Annotated in this window: 18 protein-coding genes and 1 pseudogene; 5 read left to right on the forward strand and 14 right to left on the reverse strand. The window is 63.6% G+C overall.

What is annotated here, in order from left to right:
• Positions 1-109 precede the first annotated feature (109 nt).
• Together NDB2M4_RS13370 and rnk are read right to left on the reverse strand one after the other, a co-directional pair.
• Positions 110-952, reverse strand: a pseudogene (locus NDB2M4_RS13370) (Glu/Leu/Phe/Val dehydrogenase dimerization domain-containing protein); the annotation flags it as partial.
• A 29-nt stretch (positions 953-981) separates the two neighbouring features.
• Positions 982-1,431 (reverse strand): nucleoside diphosphate kinase regulator, encoded by a 450-nt coding sequence (rnk, locus tag NDB2M4_RS13375; RefSeq protein WP_072375939.1) that lies wholly within the window; start codon positions 1,429-1,431, stop codon positions 982-984.
• Positions 1,432-1,873: 442 nt separating this feature from the next.
• Here rnk and NDB2M4_RS13380 point away from each other — a divergent pair, with 442 nt between their 5' ends.
• The 4 genes from NDB2M4_RS13380 (at position 1,874) to folE (ending at position 5,496) form a co-directional block, all read left to right on the forward strand.
• Positions 1,874-2,662, forward strand: a complete 789-nt coding sequence (locus NDB2M4_RS13380; protein ID WP_171988103.1) for an FkbM family methyltransferase — start codon at positions 1,874-1,876, stop codon at positions 2,660-2,662.
• Positions 2,663-2,912: 250 nt separating this feature from the next.
• Positions 2,913-4,172, forward strand: a complete 1,260-nt coding sequence (zigA, locus tag NDB2M4_RS13385; RefSeq protein ID WP_072375942.1) for a zinc metallochaperone GTPase ZigA — start codon at positions 2,913-2,915, stop codon at positions 4,170-4,172.
• Positions 4,172-4,843, forward strand: coding sequence for a DUF1826 domain-containing protein (locus tag NDB2M4_RS13390; protein ID WP_072375944.1), 672 nt, complete (start codon positions 4,172-4,174; stop codon positions 4,841-4,843). The genes zigA and NDB2M4_RS13390 overlap by 1 nt, the downstream gene beginning before the upstream one ends.
• 29 nt (positions 4,844-4,872) lie before the next feature.
• Entirely contained in the window at positions 4,873-5,496 is a 624-nt protein-coding gene (gene folE / locus NDB2M4_RS13395; RefSeq protein ID WP_083556340.1) for a GTP cyclohydrolase I FolE, read from the forward strand.
• A gap of 53 nt (positions 5,497-5,549) precedes the next feature.
• Here folE and NDB2M4_RS13400 read toward each other — a convergent pair whose 3' ends face one another.
• The 10 genes from NDB2M4_RS13400 to NDB2M4_RS13445 all read right to left on the reverse strand — a co-directional run bounded on the left by NDB2M4_RS13400 (position 5,550) and on the right by NDB2M4_RS13445 (position 14,462).
• Complete coding sequence (locus NDB2M4_RS13400; protein WP_072375948.1) at positions 5,550-6,656, reverse strand: site-2 protease family protein; 1,107 nt, start codon at positions 6,654-6,656, stop codon at positions 5,550-5,552.
• A 77-nt stretch (positions 6,657-6,733) separates the two neighbouring features.
• Positions 6,734-8,134 carry a L,D-transpeptidase family protein gene (locus NDB2M4_RS13405; RefSeq protein ID WP_083556386.1) on the reverse strand — a complete coding sequence of 467 codons (1,401 nt, stop codon included), beginning with the start codon at positions 8,132-8,134 and terminating at the stop codon, positions 6,734-6,736.
• A gap of 222 nt (positions 8,135-8,356) precedes the next feature.
• Positions 8,357-9,385 (reverse strand): thiamine-phosphate kinase, encoded by a 1,029-nt coding sequence (gene thiL / locus NDB2M4_RS13410; RefSeq protein ID WP_072375952.1) that lies wholly within the window; start codon positions 9,383-9,385, stop codon positions 8,357-8,359.
• Positions 9,372-9,878 carry a transcription antitermination factor NusB gene (gene nusB, locus NDB2M4_RS13415; protein ID WP_072375954.1) on the reverse strand — a complete coding sequence of 169 codons (507 nt, stop codon included), beginning with the start codon at positions 9,876-9,878 and terminating at the stop codon, positions 9,372-9,374. The genes thiL and nusB overlap by 14 nt, the downstream gene beginning before the upstream one ends.
• Complete coding sequence (gene ribH, locus NDB2M4_RS13420; RefSeq protein WP_072376337.1) at positions 9,875-10,339, reverse strand: 6,7-dimethyl-8-ribityllumazine synthase; 465 nt, start codon at positions 10,337-10,339, stop codon at positions 9,875-9,877. The genes nusB and ribH overlap by 4 nt, the downstream gene beginning before the upstream one ends.
• A gap of 54 nt (positions 10,340-10,393) precedes the next feature.
• Positions 10,394-11,542, reverse strand: a complete 1,149-nt coding sequence (gene ribB, locus NDB2M4_RS13425) for a 3,4-dihydroxy-2-butanone-4-phosphate synthase (protein ID WP_072375955.1) — start codon at positions 11,540-11,542, stop codon at positions 10,394-10,396.
• Positions 11,539-12,132, reverse strand: a complete 594-nt coding sequence (locus NDB2M4_RS13430) for a riboflavin synthase (RefSeq protein ID WP_072375957.1) — start codon at positions 12,130-12,132, stop codon at positions 11,539-11,541. The genes ribB and NDB2M4_RS13430 overlap by 4 nt, the downstream gene beginning before the upstream one ends.
• A 42-nt stretch (positions 12,133-12,174) precedes the next feature.
• The gene (gene ribD, locus NDB2M4_RS13435; RefSeq protein WP_072375959.1) at positions 12,175-13,308 is read right to left on the reverse strand and encodes a bifunctional diaminohydroxyphosphoribosylaminopyrimidine deaminase/5-amino-6-(5-phosphoribosylamino)uracil reductase RibD; all 1,134 of its coding nucleotides are present in this window, start codon (positions 13,306-13,308) and stop codon (positions 12,175-12,177) included.
• A gap of 3 nt (positions 13,309-13,311) precedes the next feature.
• Positions 13,312-13,845: a transcriptional regulator NrdR gene (gene nrdR / locus NDB2M4_RS13440; RefSeq protein ID WP_072375961.1), complete on the reverse strand. Its 534-nt coding sequence runs from the start codon at positions 13,843-13,845 to the stop codon at positions 13,312-13,314.
• Between the two features lie 143 nt (positions 13,846-13,988).
• A complete protein-coding gene (locus NDB2M4_RS13445) occupies positions 13,989-14,462 on the reverse strand; it encodes a winged helix-turn-helix transcriptional regulator (RefSeq protein WP_244536173.1) in 474 nt (157 codons plus the stop codon).
• A 61-nt stretch (positions 14,463-14,523) separates the two neighbouring features.
• On the opposite strand from NDB2M4_RS13445, the gene NDB2M4_RS13450 reads away from it, so the two are divergent.
• Positions 14,524-15,126, forward strand: a complete 603-nt coding sequence (locus NDB2M4_RS13450; RefSeq protein WP_072375963.1) for a flavodoxin family protein — start codon at positions 14,524-14,526, stop codon at positions 15,124-15,126.
• A gap of 69 nt (positions 15,127-15,195) precedes the next feature.
• Here the strand turns inward: NDB2M4_RS13450 and glyA are convergent, their stop codons facing one another.
• Positions 15,196-16,491 (reverse strand): serine hydroxymethyltransferase, encoded by a 1,296-nt coding sequence (glyA, locus tag NDB2M4_RS13455; RefSeq protein ID WP_072375965.1) that lies wholly within the window; start codon positions 16,489-16,491, stop codon positions 15,196-15,198.
• Between the two features lie 168 nt (positions 16,492-16,659).
• Positions 16,660-17,895, reverse strand: a complete 1,236-nt coding sequence (hemA, locus tag NDB2M4_RS13460) for a 5-aminolevulinate synthase (protein ID WP_072375967.1) — start codon at positions 17,893-17,895, stop codon at positions 16,660-16,662.
• Between the last annotated feature and the right edge of the window lie 53 nt (positions 17,896-17,948).

A 17,948-nucleotide genomic window follows, 5' to 3' on the forward strand; every position in this document is an offset into this window, starting at 1 on the left:
GCGAAGCTCGAGGAGGATTCATTAGTCAATCGAGGTCTCGTTACCACTGTCAGGTAAAGGCTTGCTCGACTTGGTCCCGACGCATCAAAGATAAGCACGGTCGTCGCGCCTTGACGAGCGCCAGATCGATACCGGCGTCGTCGACGATGTAGCCGTTGGAATCGGAGCAAGCGACGACCTTGCCGCCGAACTCGGCGATCTTCTCGATGGCGTAGATGGCGACGTTACCCGATCCCGAGACCGATACTCTGCGCCCGTCAAACGATTGGCCCTTGGTGCCAAGCATGCTCTCGACGAAGTACGTAGCGCCGTATCCGGTCGCCTCGGTGCGTGCTCGCGATCCGCCATAGGTCAATCCCTTGCCGGTCAGGACGCCGGCCTCGTAGCGGTTGGTCAGACGCTTGTATTGCCCGAACATGTAACCGATCTCGCGGCCGCCGACGCCGATATCGCCAGCAGGCACGTCGACGTTCTCACCGAGGTGGCGATGCAGCTCGGTCATGAAAGACTGGCAGAAGCGCATGATCTCGCCGTCGGAGCGACCGCGCGGATTGAAGTCGGATCCGCCCTTGCCGCCGCCGATGGGCATACCGGTCAACGCATTCTTGAAGGTCTGTTCAAAGCCGAGGAATTTGATGATGCCGACGTTGACCGAGGGATGGAAACGCAAACCGCCCTTGTAGGGGCCAAGCGCCGAGTTGAATTGAACGCGGAAGCCGCGGTTAATCCGGACCTGCCCTTGGTCATCGACCCATGGGACGCGAAAGATGACTTGCCGCTCTGGCTCGCAAAGCCGCTCGATCAGAGCTCCGTTGGCATAACGCGGGTGCTTAGCCACCACGCGACCGAGGCTGCCCAGTACCTCCTTTACTGCCTGGTGGAATTCGTCTTCGCCGGCATTCCGATGGAGGACCTCTGCCAGAATGGGGGTAAGTTTTTCGTCGATGTGCATCACTGTCGTCGCAAGTCCAATGTGAGATTTTATTCAGCGTCAGCCGACCGCTCGTCGCTGGCGACGTTCGGCGGATGGCGCATGACCTTGAGTGGGGTGAGCCGGTGCGGGCGGTCATCGTGACCGAGCAACGGTATCGTCTGCCCTGTAGACAGGCCGATGAGTGCAGCGCCGATCGGCGTCAGGATGGAAACCCTGTTCTGCTCGATGTTTGCTTCGCCGGGATAGACGAGTTGCACACAGCGCCGGTTGCGTTCGTCGATCTCAAACTCGACCCACGAATGCATGCGCACAACGTCGGAAGGGAGATCATCGTCGCGCACGATATCGGCGCGTTCGATTTCGGCCAGCAGGATGCGGGCAACCGATTCAGCACGGCCAGCAAGCGCAGCTGCGGTCGCGAGCGCGCTCAACCGGCGCTCTTCTGACACGCCAAGTGTGATGCGAGGTAGCGAGTTGGTTGGAGGATGAAAGTTCATGACGTCCTCAGAGCATGAGTCAGCGCACGAATGACGCGTGGCGCACGCGTCACCCCGCACGATCCGTGCTCTTGAAAGTTCGGAAAAAAGGAGATGAAGGTCCCGGCTTCTCGCGCGCGGAGGCGCGCTCAGGCCGGGCTACGAGCCTGCGGCTTCTCGACCCTCTTGGGGGAGCTTCAGATGGTATGCGAGCATGCTCATGCCTAAATAATGGGCAGATTAAATTCGCGTGTCAACGACCGTCTGACGAGGCTGGCGGTGGCGCTGCGCGCTGGAATATTCAGTCACTTATCCAAAGCTGAATTGCGCGTCCGCCTTGTTGCCCCGGGACCGCGGTGTCACGCTTGCGGCTGCATTCTGCAAGGCTCCGGCAGGTGGCGACACTTTTGCGTCGCGCGACATTTCTGGCCGGGGTGTCACAAACTGAGGGAGGTTGACCACCTTGGTTGCAACGATTGATCGCGCGCGCCTAGTTGCCCGGGGCACTGCACGCGCAAAGCGGCTTATCGATAATGTGCTGGAGTCGGTAAGCCCAGTCTATCGAGGACATCAGGATCAAGTCTTCGGCGCCACAAGCTACGCGCAATGTGGCGAGGATCTCATCGCCGCGAACGTCTTCAAGCTGCTGGGCGTGGAGCGCCCCAGCTACCTCGATATCGGCGGGCATCATCCGCTCCACTGCAGCAACACGGCGTTCTTCTATATGGCCGGCAGCCGCGGCGTGGTCATCGAGGCCAACCCTGACTTGATCGCTCCTTACCGCGCCGCGCGTCCCGAGGACCTCGTGGTCAACGTCGGCGCGGCAAGCCGTAGCGGCCATATGAAGTACTATCGCATCGACAGAACGAGCGGCCGGAACTCGTTCTCAGAGGAGTCGGCGCGTGCGTTCGTCGAGGCGTACCCCCAGTTCCGCATCCAGGATGTGCTCGATATCGAGGTCTGCAGCCTGGGGGAGATCATCGAACGCTACTGCAACGGGCGCTTTCCCGATTTTCTCAGCATCGATGTCGAAGGGCTAGATACCGAGATCCTGCGATCGTACGACTTCGCGACGCGCCCGATGGTTATCTGCGCGGAGTTCGTCAGTGCTGGCAGCGAAGCCGGCGATTCGATATCGAGCGTGCTCAGCGCGCACGGCTATCTGCTTTACGCACGCACGTGGGGCAACGGCATCTATCTGACGCAAGAGGTAGCGCGGCAGCTCAGCATCCCCTCGGCGGCGAGCAAATAGGCTTCGGATTACGGGCGGCTCCGGCTGCCCGTCCGCGCATCGGACGTTACGCCTGTTTATTTAGCCAATTACTTGCGCCGCGGGCCGCCTGCAGCGCGACCCAGCCATTGCTTATGACGGGTCGATAAAGCCAGCCTGTGCGACAGGTGTTCCCATCTAAGACCAACAGCTTCCCGGGACAGTCTCTCTGGCACTTTACGGATGTTATAACATCCGATATGGATCGACTCAGCCAAGGAGAACCCCAGCCATGGATCGCGATCTCAGCGCCCACCTTCAGACCGCATCGCAGGAGCCCGACGGGCGCCTGCCCGTGACAGTGCTTTCCGGCTTTCTCGGCGCCGGCAAGACGACACTGCTCAATCACGTCCTCAACAACCGCGAGGGACGGAAAGTGGCGGTGATCGTCAACGACATGAGCGAGGTGAACATCGACGCCGACCTCGTCATGGGCGGTGGCGCGAACCTGTCGCGCACCGAGGAAACGCTGGTTGAGATGTCGAACGGATGCATTTGCTGCACGCTGCGCGATGACCTGCTGAAGGAAGTTGATCGGCTGGCGAGGGATGGGCGCTACGACTATTTGCTGATCGAGTCGACGGGTATCGCCGAGCCGCTGCCGGTGGCGGCGACATTCGAGTTCCGCGATGAGGAGGGTAAGAGCCTTTCAGATATTGCGCGGCTCGACACCATGGTGACGGTCGTCGATGCGGCGAACCTTCTGCGCGATTATTCCTCGCAAGACTTTTTGAAAGACCGCGGCGAGGTCGCCGGCGAAGAAGATGAGCGCTCGCTGGTCGGGCTGCTCGTCGAGCAGATCGAGTTTGCCGATGTGGTTGTGCTGAACAAGACAGACGTCGCCGCGCCTCGCGAAGTCGAGCTAGCAAAATCGATCGTGCGGGCGCTCAACGCCGATGCACGGATCATCGAAACGAACCACGGGAAGGTGGCGCTCGGCGATATCCTGGATACGGGCCTCTTCTCGTTCGACGCTGCGCATCAGCACCCGACGTGGTTCAAGGAGCTGAACGGCTTCAAGGAGCATCAGCCGGAGACCGAGGAGTACGGTATATCGAGCTTCGTTTATCGAGCTCGTGGTCCGTTCGAGCCGGCAAAGCTGCACGCGTTCTTCGGCAAATCCTGGCCGGGCGTTGTGCGCGCGAAAGGTTTCTTCTGGCTCGCATCCCGCCCAGCCTTCGTCGGCGAGATGTCCCAGGCAGGCCCGCTCGTGCGGACAGAAGCCATGGGTTACTGGTGGGCCGCCGTGCCGAAGAAGAACTGGCCTGATGACGATGCGCTCGTAGCGCGCATCAAGAAGGGCTGGCACGCGCAGTGGGGCGACCGGCGACAAGAGCTGGTATTTATCGGCACTGGCGAGATGGATGAGGCGCGCATCAGGACAGAACTCGACGCGTGCCTGATGAAGTTGCCCGAGACCGGCGAGGTGGACACCAAAGCGTGGTTGCGCCTCGATGATCCATTCCCGCGCTGGCAACGAGATGCGGCCTGATGAGCACCCTCTTCAAACGCTACCAGTTCGCCGGCGCCAGCCTGCCGATAAGCTCCCACGTCTACGCGTCCGATCTGCCGAGCCTGCTGCGCCGCTGGAGCGAGCCCGGCTGCCGGCTTGCCCTCTGGCAACGCCAACCCGCGCCGGACTTGGTGCGGCGGCTCGATGCTCTTGCATTCGAAGCGCTGCCCACGGGCCGCTTCGTTTCGACGCCTGAAGAGGCTGGCCGAAAGTTAAATGCATGCCTGCTTGCAAGTCCGTTGAGCGATGCAAAGCTCATTACCGCACTGAGCCACGACATGGCGCATCTCGTCACGCTGTTCGCCAGCGCCACGTCAGCGAACGAAGTCGAAGTGCGCATAGAGGCCGTGCGCGATGATGCGTGCCGGAAGTTCCATGCCGACGTTACGCTCGGTCGCCTCGTTTCGACATACGTCGGGCCTGGAACGGTGTGGGTGCCCGCGGAAAATGCCGCGGACGCCTTGAGCCTGCAGGACGACTATGCCGGCCCGCAGGAGCAGATGCCGCGATTTTCGGTGGGGATCATGGGCGGATCCGAGACGGCCGAGAAAGCACTGGTGCATCGGTCGCCGCGCATTGCCGGCACCGGCGCATTCAGACTGTTCTTTTGCGTCGATCGCCCGATCCGCCCCCGCGCCACGCTGCATTGAAGAAAAACAAAAACAGGAGGTCATCGGCGATGGATGCCGTCGTAGCGAACCCGTCACGTCCCCACCGGGCCAAGCCGACGCGAGAGAGCGCCGAGGCCGCCGTGCGCACGCTGATCGAATGGGCGGGCGATGATCCTGACCGCGAGGGTCTGCTTGGAACACCGGGACGCGTGGTGCGCGCGTATGAAGAGTTCTTCTCCGGTTACGGGGAAGACCCCGTCGAGATTCTGCGAACGACATTCGAGGAGGCCGCCGGCTACGATGAGATCGTGATGCTGCGCGACATTCGCCTCGAATCCCATTGCGAGCACCACATCGTGCCGATCATCGGGCGTGCGCACGTTGCCTATTACCCTTCGCGGCGCGTGGTCGGCATCTCCAAGCTCGCGCGGCTCGTGGAGATCTACGCCAAGCGGCTGCAGATTCAGGAAGTGCTGACGGCTCAGGTTGCCGATGCGATCGACACCGTTCTAAAGCCGCGCGGGGTGGCGGTCGTCATCGAAGCGGCGCACCAGTGCATGACGACTCGCGGCATCAAGAAACCGGGTGTCGTTACCATCACCAGCCGCATGCTCGGTTGCTTCAAGACGGAACCTGAAACGCGAGCCGAGTTTTATCGGCTCGCCTCGGCACGACCGCTCGATCCGGCATAACAGAGCGATGGTCACGAGCATTGGTGCGCGTCATCGAGCCGGTGCCCCCGCGATCAAGGATCGGGAAGCGGGCGGTCGGTGCGCGCCCGCTCTCGCGAGGTGCCGATCATGATCAGCTCGTTGAGGTTCTCGGGCGTCAGATAGCCGACGAGGCGATCGTCGGCATCGATGATACCGATGAAGCGCGCACCCGTTGAGCGCATCGCGTCGACGGCCTGATCGAGCGTGGCGTCGAGGTGCAGCGTCGGCACGTCGGCGGCCATGATCTCCAGCACTGGCCGCTCGCCCTCCCCTGCGCGCAAGGCCTCGATGATCGCCCTGCTGTCGATGAAGCCGCGCAAGTGGCCGCCGCCGTCGAGAACGGGAAACTCGTGCTGCGTGGTATGCAGCAGTTTCGCTGCCGCGTCGTCCGCCGTCCCACCGACACCAATGGACTCGAAGCGGGTGATCATCGCGTCAGTGATGCGGCGCCCGCGTATGACCTCGCGCATCTCGACGTCGCCCGCCTCGCCGGAGGCCGCAAGGAAGATGAATGCCGCGACGAGGATCAGCATCGGATTGCCCATGAAGCCGAGAAAGGCAAAGCCGATCGCCATGGCCTGACCGATTCTGGCTGCCACGCGGGTCCCGCGCGGGAAGCCCATTTTCATCGCCAAAAGCGCGCGCAGCACGCGGCCGCCATCCATCGGGAAGGCGGGAATGAGATTGAAGACCAGCAATATGATGTTCGCTATGGCGACCTGCGCGAGGAAACTCGACTGCAGAGCCTCGAGGGACATCTGATTGATCGTGAGGCGCAAACCGAGCGCTGCTATGAGCACGAGTGCGATAACGAGGTTGACGGCAGGACCGGCGAGCGCAACGACGATCTCCTGCGACGGCTTTTCAGGCATGCGCTCCATCGAGGCGACGCCGCCGATGGGCAGCAATGTCACGTCAGGGGTGCGGATGCCGTAGCGTGCGGCGGCCCAGATGTGGCCGAACTCGTGCAGCACCACACAGGCAAACAGCACGAGAATGAAAAGAACACCGGCAATGGCACCGTGCGCCCCGCCATGTTGCCATTGCACGGCGGCGATCCATGCGATGAGAAGCAGGAACGTCAGGTGCATGCGGACGGCGGTGCCGCCCCATGTGAAAAGCTTAATCGACCAGCCCACGCCTCAGCTCCGTGATGCCCCGACACGCTCAATATAGGGTGCCGGGGGGCATCGCGAAACGTTGGCGCCGGCTTCGGTCAGGGCGCGAGGGTGATAGCCGGGGCCGGCTCGCTCGGATCCCGGTCCATTTCGGCGATCTGGTCGACGGCGCCGTCGCGGCCGTAAATGTCTGGGCGGAACTCGACTTCGCCATCGCGCTCGGCCCAAGCCGTGATGTAGGTGAAATACACCGGGATGGGGCGCGTGAGATTTACGTCCACGGCCTGGCCTGACTCGACAATTTGCTGGGCGCGGCCGGGCTGCTCCCAACCAGGCTCGTAGTGAGCGATCCAGTCGGCGAGATCGAATACGCCCTCAACACGCACGCAGCCGGCGCTGAAGGCGCGCGAGCGCTGGCCGAAGAGCTGCTTCATGGGCGTGTCGTGCATGTAGACGCCGTGCTCGTTGGCCATATCGATGCGCACGAGGCCGAGCGCGTTCTGCGGTCCAGGATCCTGGCGGAACTTGAGGCGTTGCGCTTCGGGCGAATGCCAATCGACGGTCTGCGGATCGAGCTCGCGCGAACCGGCCGGATCGAGAACGCGGATCTTCTCGTTCTGCAGATAGTCCGGTTCCTTCAACAGGCGCGGAATGAGATCAAGGTGGGCCACGCTATCGGGCACGCGCCAATACGGGAAAAAGTTGAGGGCGCGGATGGTGGCCTTCACGGATGGCGATTGGCGCTCGGTGCGGCCGACAATTACGCGATGACGTTGCTGCACCTCGAAGCGCTCGACCGCCTCGAGCTGGAATGCCGGCACATTGACGAGGACATACCTCTCCTCGATCGCCGTCGACATCAATTCGCGGATGCGGCCGATGTTGAGGCGAAGCTGGTTGATACGCTCATCGACAGTCATGTTGAGCGCAGGGTAGGTGGAACGCTCAATGCGTCCGGTGGGGCGCAGGCCATGACGACGCTGGAAGTTCCTCACCGCATTGGCGAGCTCTTCGTCGAACGTATAGGAATTGTAGTACTGCGAGCGCGGACGCAGGTCGCCGCTGGCGATCAATCTTTTGCGCAGGATCGGAACGCGGTCATCGTCCTCACCCTCACGCATCATGCGACCGGCAGGTACGATGGGCCAACCGCCTTGCTGGGCAATGTCCTGATAACGCGCGATGGCTTTCTCCATCGAGATGATCATCTCGTCGGAGCGCAGCGGCACCGCATCGGGACGCAGATCGTCGAGTGGTTCGGCCTGACGCGCAGCGCGTTCGCGCGCACGGTCCTCCTGACGGCGGCCCGAGTAGTCAGGCGTGCCGGAACCCGTGAGACTCTCCCACCAATTCGCCTGAGCTTGTTGCGCAAGCGCTGGCGCGGGCAAAGCAAACAGCAGACCGACCAAAAGGGCCGCAGCAACTGCGTCGCATTTCCCTGCGCAATGAGCGAAGAGATGCAAACCGTAGAGTCGCGCCCGCGCGCGATATGCCAGCATGAAATCGTCCCACTTTTGCCCGGTCTGCGACAGACCGGTCGTCCCGCCGCCGCGGCGCAACCCCTTATGGCAACCGCACTTCCGTCGTTGAACGTTGTCGTCTCAATAGCCGCCAGGATATGGCCAAACCAAGACGGTTGCGCGTGCTCCGCTTGTCTCGTGCACGCGATAGCCTTTGTCGCGATGCGATTTGGTCGCACGCAGAGCCGGTTTCAAGGCACATCAGCGTGCCAAAAAGTGATCCCAGCCGAGTTTACCGAACGACATGATTTCGCCGGCTGGGTCGATGGCGACTGCACCGGCTGGCCCTGTTGTTACCACCCCGATGCGGGTCACGGGTATTCCGGCGGCGCGCGCCAGGTCCTCGAACTGGGCAACCTTGGCCGGGCTTACCGTTGCGAGTACCTCATAGTCCTCGCCACCAGACATTAGATCGGCAAGGTCGGTTTCCTCTGTGGAGATGGCTTTTCGCGCTGGCGACGAAAGGGGGATCAGCGTTGCCTGCAGGCGTCCGCCGACGCCGGATGCCCGGCAAAGCCGGTCAAAGTCCTTCATCAGACCGTCGGAGACATCCATGGCAGAGGATGCGCAGGCGCGCAGGGCGGGGCCAAGCGCCAGAGGTGGCCGCGGGCGGGATAATCTGTTTTCGAGATAAGCGCACGCCTCGGCATCGAGCCCAGCGCGGTTGGCTAGCTGCGGGTCGTGACGGAGCGCGAGACCGAGCGCGGCGTCGCCGATGGTGCCGCTGACAAAGGCGATGTCGCCAGCACGCCCGGTCGTCCGCTGCACCATGCCGCCGGATGGTACGGTGCCAAATGCCGTGATCGACACGGAGAGCGGCCCAGGTGTGCGGTCAGTATCTCCGCCGATGAGATGACAGCCGAATGCGGTCTGGGCGTTTCGCAATCCGCCGCTGAAGGCGGCGAGCCAGGACCGATCGAGGTCGCGAAGCGCCAGGTTCATCACGTAGCCGAGCGGCACGGCGCCCTTGGCAACGAGATCGGAAACGTTGACGGCGAGTGCCTTCCACGCAATCCCGCCGGGTTCATCGCCGGGCAAGACGTGCACGCCGGCGATGACGGCGTCGGTGGTGACGATCAACTCATGCCCGGACGGCACAGCGATCGCTGCGCAATCGTCTTTCAGACCGTAGGCACCAGGAAAGCCGTCGCTGAGCGGGGCGAAGAACTCGGCGATCAACGCCTCTTCGCCGCCCAAGCTCCCCGCGCGCTGCCGGTCATTTTCCGGCATCGCGGTTGAACTCGGCCGGGCGCAGCTTGCGCGCCAGTTTGTCGAGCACGCCGTTGACCACTTTCGGCTCGTCGTCGGAGAAGAACGAGTGGGCGACGTTGATATACTCGTTGATGACAACGCGGTGCGGAACGTCCGGGCGCTCCATCAGCTCGAACACACCGGCACGCAGGATGGCGCGCACAATGGCGTCGATGCGCACGAGGCGCCAGCCCTCGGCGAGCTGTTGGTCGACGAGCGGATCGATGTCGCGCTGACGGCGCACGACACCGCGCAACAGCTCGGCGAAGAAGGCCGGGTCGGCACCCGCCGCCGCCTCATCTCCAGGCAGCTTGGGGAAACGCAGGCGCACGAACTCGTCGATCACCGCGTTGAGATCCGTGCCTGCGAGATCCATCTGATAGAGGCCTTGCACGGTCGCCACGCGGGCCGCCGTGCGCGGCGCGAGAGCAATCTTGCCCGGGATCGGCGTCGCGTTGCTCGCGGTGGTCATACGTTTTGTCCCTCGAACTCGCGCTGTAGCTCGATTAGGCGCAGACAAGCGCGCGCAGCGTCGGCTCCCTTACTGCTAATGCCGCCGCGGGCGCGGGCAAGGGCCTGCTCCTCGTTCTCAACTGTTAGAATGCCGTTGCCGACGGGAACGGAATGCTCGGTCGCAATTTGCATGAGCCAGTGGTTGGCGTTGTTGCAGACGATTTCGAAGTGATAGGTCTCGCCACGGATCACGCACCCCAGCGCGACAGCGCCATCCCACTTGCCACCCGCTGCGCGACCAGGAATGAGCCCGCTCGCGACCGCCTGCTGCAACGCCTGGGGGATCTCCAGCGCGCCGGGCACCGTGATGCGATCGTAGGCGACGCCCGCCTCGTCGAGTGCGGCTTCAGCGCCGGCGATGAGCTCGTTGCCGATCTCCTCGTAGAAGCGGCCTTCGATGATGAGGACGCGCGCACTCATCGGTCCTTTGCTGGACTTCGGCGCGCGCGGCTTGTCGGGCTTTACGATCATCTCTTACTCAATTTTTCTTGTGTCGACGATGCGCAGTCCGAAGCCTTCGAGGCCGACGTAGACGTGGGCTGGCGAATTGGTCATGAGGATCATGTCGCGAACGCCAAGATCGGTGAGGATCTGCGAGCCGATGCCGATCTCCACCTGGCGGCGTTCCTGCGCACCCGCGGCCGGCTTCTTCGGCTGAACGCGCGAGGCGATCCATTCCGACATCAGTCGGGGGCGCAGGTCGCGGATGAGCACGACGACGCCACGCCCTTCGCGCTCGATCATGCGCAGAGAGTTGGTGATCTGCGAGGTGTCGCCGGCTTCGCCGACGCCGAGGACATCGCCGAGCAGATTGACGGCGTGGACGCGCACGAGAACGGGACCCGGCTCAGTCAGATCACCTTTGACGAGCGCCAGATGCTCGGCGGGCTCGACGGTCGTCTCGTAGACGTGCATGTCGAAGCGGCCGACCGACGTCGCAATGTTCGTCTTGGCGACAGGACGCACGATGTGGTCGTTGCGCAGGCGGTAGGCGATCAACTCGTCGATTGCACCGATCTTCAGGCCGTGCCGTTGCGCGAAGGTGACGAGATCGGGCAGGCGCGCCATGGTGCCGTCGTCGTTCATGATCTCGCAGATGACAGCAGCGGGATAAAGACCGGCGAGGCGTGCGAGATCGACCGACGCTTCAGTGTGTCCAGCGCGGATCAGCACGCCGCCTTCCCGGGCGACGAGCGGAAACACGTGGCCCGGCGAAACGATGTCGTCGGCGCTCTTGGTGGGGTCGATGGCGGTCGCGATCGTGCGTGCGCGATCGGCCGCGGAGATACCGGTAGAGATCCCCTCGCGCGCCTCGATCGACTGCGTGAAGGCGGTGCGATTGCGCGAGCGGTTGTTGCCCACCATGGCGGCGAGCTGAAGCTCGCTGGCGCGTGCCCCCGTCAGCGTGAGGCAGATCAGACCGCGTCCATACCGCGCCATGAAGTTGACAGCGTCGGGCGTTGCCATCTGCGCAGGGATGACGAGGTCGCCCTCGTTCTCGCGCTCCTCGGCATCGACGAGGATGACCATCCGACCATTGCGCATGTCTTCGAGGATCTCAGGGATCGACGACAGGCAGCCACGGCCTTCCGAGATGGCGTATTTGCCAACTTCGTGCGTCACGGGCGAAACTCCAGGAGCCGCGCGATATAGCGCGCGAACAGGTCAACTTCCAGGTTGACCATCTGCCCGGGGGTTTTCGCGCCCCAGGTGGTCACCGTCAAGGTGTGCGGAATGAGGTTGACGCCAAAGCGGCAATCGGAAACCTCGTTGACAGTCAAGGAAACGCCGTCAAGAGCGACCGAGCCTTTCGGGGCGATGTAAGGGGCAAGGTGCTCGGGCACCTCGAAGGAAAAGCGCTGGCTTTCCCCGTCTGCCACGATGTCAACGATGCGGGCGGTGCCGTCAACGTGGCCGGTGACAAGATGCCCGCCCAACTCCTGACCTAGTCGCAACGCCTGCTCGAGGTTGATCTTCTCGCCGGGCTTCCAGCCGCCGAGCGTCGTCTTACCGCAGGTCTCGTTGGAGACGTCGACGGTGAAGACGCTTCCCGTCCCCTCGCTGGCGATCGACGTCATGGTCAAGCAGCATCCGTTACACGCCATCGAGCCGCCAACCTCGAGCCTGTCGGCTGGAAAATGCGAGCGGATGGTGAAGCGGCCTCCATCGCGCGCGATGACCTCGCCAGTGTCGGTGACTATCCCGGTGAACATGCCCTGGCTTTCCTTCCTGCCTTAGCGTCTTTCGTTGTCCGTCTAGCGGCGGATGCCGCGATGCCACGGCCGGCGGAACGCGATCATATCGTCACCGCCGATCGTTCGCCGATCGTAAATGTCGAAGCCTTCGCTGGAGATATAGCGGCCGAGGGCGGCTATAGCGCATGCGGGGGACAGCTCGGCGCCGTCAGGCCCGCGAGCGTGGAACATCACGGCCTCGTCGACAAGGCCAGCGTTGGAAAAGGCGGCCCAAGTTGCTGGACCACCTTCAACGAGAAGCCGCGTCACGCCCTTGGCGACCAAAGCTTCCATGATGGCCGGGAGCCATAGCTCGCCTGCTACCAGCCGGGTGGGGATGATCGCTGCTCCCTTGTCTGCCAAGGCTGACGCGTCCGAGCCTTCGGGGCACACGACCCACAGAGGCATTTCGCGCGCTGTGCTTGCGAGCCTGGATCGCTCAAGTCCTTCAAGCGAGCGCGCGAGGACGATGCGTATGGGCGAGTTGGCAGCCAGCCCCGGCAGTCGACAGTTGAGCAGCGGGTCGTCGTCGAGCACAGTGCGGCGGCCGACAAGGATGGCATCGGAACGCGCGCGGAGCAGGTGTCCGGCCGATCTTGCGCCCTCCCCTGTCACCCATGTCGGCTGGCCCTCACCGCCGCGCGGGACTGCGCCCTTGGCATCAAGGGCAAGCTTGAGCGTTACCAACGGGCGGCGCTCCGTGACGCGGAGGATGTGTCCTGCCGTCACCCAGTGCGCGGCGTCTGCCAACACATTGCGCTGCACGGCAAGACCCGCCTGGCGCAGGCGCGCCAGGCCGCGGCCGGCGACGCGCGGATCGGGATCCTCGATACCGCAGACGACGCGCGCCAGGCCCGCCGACACGATCGTGTCGGCGCACGGCGGCGTGACCCCATAGTGCGAACAGGGCTCCAAGGTGACGTAGATCGTGGCGCCACGGGCGCGCTCCCCGGCGCGCGCTATGGCTTGAGGCTCTGCATGCGGGCGGCCGCCAGGCGCAGTCCAGCCGCGGGCGATGACCTCGCCGGTGCGCTCATCGGCAATCACGGCGCCGACCGCGGGATTGGGAGCCGTGCGACCGAGGCCGCGCGCGGCAAGGCGGAGCGCGATGCGCATCATCTGGATGTCAAACCCGCTGGGCTCGGACGCGCCCATTGCTCAATGCTTCTTGAGGCGAGCTGTCTCCACAACGGAGGTTTCGAAGGCGATGTGCTGGGTTGTGTCGTGGTCGCCGACGACCGGCTCGGCAGCGATTTCGCCGAGCACCTCATGGAAGTCGGCAGCCTCGCGGAAGTCGCGATAGACGGAGGCAAATCGCACGTATGCAACGGGGTCGAGGCCGCGCAACGCCTCCATGACAAGACCGCCGATGGTGGACGAGGCGACCTCGCTCTCGCCTGCACTTTCGAGCTGGCGAACGAGGCCTGACACCATGCGCTCGACGCGGTCGCTATCGACAGGACGCTTGCGCAGCGCGATCTCGACGGAGCGCATCAGCTTGTCGCGATCGAACGCGACCTTGCGGCCGGAGCGCTTGACCACGGTGAGTTCGCGCAGCTGCACGCGCTCGAAGGTGGTGAATCGGCCACCGCAATCGGGGCAGACGCGGCGCCGGCGGATGGAGGCGTTCTCCTCAGTCGGGCGGCTGTCTTTGACCTGCGTATTCTCGCCGGCGCAGTAGGGGCAGCGCATGGCGCGACACTCCTTGAGGGTTATTGGTCTTTGTTATTGAGGCTCGTAGCTGCGGCCAGCTTCGGTATCGACTCGTAGCCGAATTCCGAGGCAGTTGAAACGGCCTGCCAAACATCGCTGTGGGGCAGATTCGCCTTTCACGCTCATGGCTTCTGCTTCTCACGCGCCTCGAACGCATCGCGCGCTGCGATTACCTGCTCGAGATGCTCTTCTGCCCACGAGCCAAGGCTGCGGACGAGGTCCGACAATGAGCGGCCGAGCGGGGACAATTCATACTCGACCCGAGGCGGCACCTCGTGATGATCGATGCGGTTGACGATGCCGTTGCGCTCCAACTCGCGCAGCGTCTGCGTGAGCATTTTCTGTGACACTCCGCCAATCAGCCGCATGAGATCGCTGTTGCGCATGCGGCCATCGCGCAGCGCGGGCAATATCAGCAGCGTCCACTTATCAGCGATGAGCTCCAGAATCGCACGGGAAGGGCACGCCTCGACGTAGACGTTCGTCGGGGGCGGTTCGGGATTGGTTGGCGACCCAAAAAGGCCGCGGGTGAGCACGTGCTTGCTGACCATGGATACGTCACGTCGCAGGTAGTTACCAAAAGGTGCGTACTTCACTGGTGGTGCCCCTAGCATATATCCCCGCTCACAGGGATTTCAACCAACTGGAGCACGGGACATGACTAGAGTTGCAATCGTCTATCATTCAGGCTTCGGGCACACTGCCGTCGTCGCCGAGCACGTTGCCAAGGGAGCCGGGGCGGTTCCCGGGGCAACCGTCAAGCTGATCAAGGCGGACGAGCTGTCCTCGCCCGACGCCGGCCCGTGGGCCGAACTCGCCCAGGCCGACGCGATCATCTTCGGCGCGCCGACATACATGGGCTCGGCGTCCGCCGTCATGAAGCAGTTCATGGATGCGTCCTCGAAGGTCTGGTACGCGCGCGGCTGGAAGGACAAAGTCGCTGCCGGCTTTACCAACTCGGCCAGCCAGTCGGGCGACAAGCTGTCGACGCTGGAGCAGTTCTCTGTCTTTGCTGCGCAGCACGGCATGATCTGGGCTGGCAACACGATGCTGCCCGGAAACAATTCGAGCGGTGGCTCGGTCGAGGACGACAATCGACTCGGTGCGTTCCTCGGCCTGATGACGCAGTCCAATGCCGACCAGGGTCCGGATGTTACGCCTCCGCGCAGCGACCGGCACACAGCGGAATTGTTCGGTCAGCGCATCGCCGAAGTGGCGGCCCGGTGGGCGAGCGGGGCAGCGCAGCGCCAGGCTGCGTAAGTCATCCCAAAAGCAAAAAGGCCGGCTGCGGGATCTCTTCCGCAGCCGGCCTTTTTAATTGCGCCGATCTCAGTAGATCGGGAAGCGCTCGCAGAGGGCGATGGCCTGAGCCTTCACCTTCTCTTCGACGGCGCCGTTGCCGGCCTCGCCGTTCTTTGCCAGGCCGTCGAGAACCTCGGAGATCATGCGGCCGATCTCCTGGAACTCAGCGACGCCGAAGCCGCGCGTGGTGCCGGCCGGTGCGCCGAGGCGGACGCCCGAGGTCACCATCGGCTTCTCCGGGTCGAACGGCACGCCGTTCTTGTTCGTGGTGATGTTGGCGCGGCCGAGAGCCTTCTCGGAGATGTTTCCGGTCAGCTTCTTGGGGCGCAGGTCGAGCAGGATCAAGTGCGTGTCGGTGCCGCCGGAAACGAGCGCAAAGCCGTTGTTCACCAGCACTTCGCCCATCGCCTTGGCGTTCTCGATCACGTTCTTTGCGTAGATCTTGAAGTCGGGACGCAGCGCCTCGCCGAACGCAACCGCCTTACCAGCGATGGCATGCATCAGCGGGCCGCCCTGGATGCCAGGGAAGATCGCCGAGTTGATCTTCTTGGCGATGTCCTCGTCGTTGGTGAGGATCATGCCGCCGCGCGGGCCGCGCAGGGTTTTGTGCGTCGTCGTGGTGACAACGTGCGCATGCGGGAACGGGCTCGGGTGCTGGCCACCGGCGACCAGGCCGGCGAAGTGGGCCATGTCGACCATGAGGTAAGCGCCGATCTCGTTGGCGATGGCGCGGAACTCAGCGAACTCGATGTGGCGCGGATAGGCCGAGCCGCCGGCGATGATGATGCGCGGCTTGTGCTCAAGGGCGAGCTTGTAGACCTCGTCCATGTCGATGCGGTGCGTGTCGGGGCGCACCATGTACGACACCGGCTTGAACCACTTGCCCGACTGGTTCACAGGCGAGCCGTGGGTGAGATGGCCGCCGTGCGCAAGGCTCAGGCCGAGGATGGTGTCGCCCGGCTGTGCGAGCGCGTTGAACACGCCCTGGTTCGCCTGGCTGCCCGAGTTCGGCTGCACGTTGGCGAAGCCGCAGCCAAACAGCTTCTTGGCGCGGTCGATAGCGAGCTGCTCGACGACGTCGACGTACTGGCAGCCACCGTAGTAGCGCTTGCCGGGATAGCCTTCGGCGTACTTGTTGGTCAGGACGCTGCCGGCGGCTTCGAGCACGGCCTTGGAGACGATGTTCTCAGAGGCGATCAGCTCGATCTCATGCTGCTGCCGGCCAAGCTCGTTCTTGATGGCATCGGCGATTTCAGGATCGCTCTCGCTCAGGGTGGCGGAGAAAAATCCGCTCTTTGAGGGCTCGGCCTTGGCGTTCAACATTCGTGTTATCCTTGCTTCTCGGACGGATGAATGGGTGCATGCGGGCGGGCGGGCAGCCTGCAGTCTCCTACCATAGTAGGAGGGCGCCGCGCCGGGCTCAACCCGTACAGCTTCTTGCGGCTTCCAACTAGCGGTTTTTGCGGGGTGCGCCGAAGCGCGCAGGCGGCCTTATTCGGCCGCCAACCGCACGTACTCGCCCTTGGCGACCGGGCAAGCCTGCCAAAGCTCCGTCAGCGCGCTGATGAGCTGCTCGACCTGGGCTTCATTGTGCACCGGCGAAGGCGTCAGCCGGATCCGCTCGGTGCCTCGGGGCACGGTCGGATAATTAATGGGCTGGGCATAGATCGCGTAGTGCTCGAGGAGCGCGTCCGTTACGGCCTTGCAGTGCACCGGATCGCCGATGGCGACGGGCACGATGTGGCTCGGCGACTGCATAACCGGGAGGCCAGCGTCGGTGAGGCGGCCCTTGACCTCGGCGGCACGCTCCTGGAGCTGTGCGCGCTCGATCTGGCTCGACTTGAGGTGGCGGATGCTGGCGAGGGCACCTGCTGCGATGGCGGGTGCCAGCGAGGTGGTGAAGATGAAGCCGGCGGCGTACGAGCGGATGGCATCGCAGCAATCGCGCGAGGCAGCGATGTAGCCGCCCATGACGCCGAAGCCCTTGGCGAGCGTGCCATTGATGATGTCAACGCGGTGCATGACGCCATCGCGTTCGGCGATGCCGCCGCCGCGGGGCCCATAAAGGCCGACGGCGTGGACTTCGTCGAGGTAGGTCATGGCGCCGTACTTCTCGGCGAGGTCGCAGATCGCGCCGATGGGCGCGATGTGGCCGTCCATCGAGTAGACGCTCTCGAAGGCGATGATCTTCGGCGTGGCGCGATCATACTGCTTCAGCTGCGCTTCGAGGTCCTCGATGTCGTTGTGGCGCCAGATATGCTTGGGACCGCGCCCGTGGCGGATGCCGGCGATCATGGAGGCGTGGTTCTTCTCGTCGGAGAAGATGACGACCCCAGGGAAGAGCTGGGCAAGGGTGGCGAGCGTAGAATCGTTGGCGACGTAAGCCGAGGTGAACAGAAGCGCGGCTTCCTTGCCGTGCAGGTCAGCAAGCTCGGCTTCGAGCTGCACGTGATAGTGCGTGGTGCCAGAAATGTTGCGGGTGCCGCCCGAGCCGGCGCCGACCGTATCGATGGCCTCGTGCATGGCGGCGAGAACAGCCGGATGCTGGCCCATGCCGAGATAGTCGTTAGAGCACCAGACTGTGATGGGGCGCGCGGCTTCAGCCTCAACGAAGTGGTCGGCTGCAGGGTAGTCGCCGCGGCGGCGCTTCAGATCGGCGAATACGCGATACCGGCCTTCACGATGAATGGCGTCGAGCGCATCCCTGAACTGCTTTGCATAGTCCATCAGGCGACTTTCACTCCCCTAGGCATATTTTTCGTTATCATCGCCCGGCAATC

The sequence above is a fragment of the Hyphomicrobium sp. NDB2Meth4 genome, from assembly GCF_900117445.1.
In the GTDB taxonomy this organism is placed as follows: domain Bacteria; phylum Pseudomonadota; class Alphaproteobacteria; order Rhizobiales; family Hyphomicrobiaceae; genus Hyphomicrobium_A.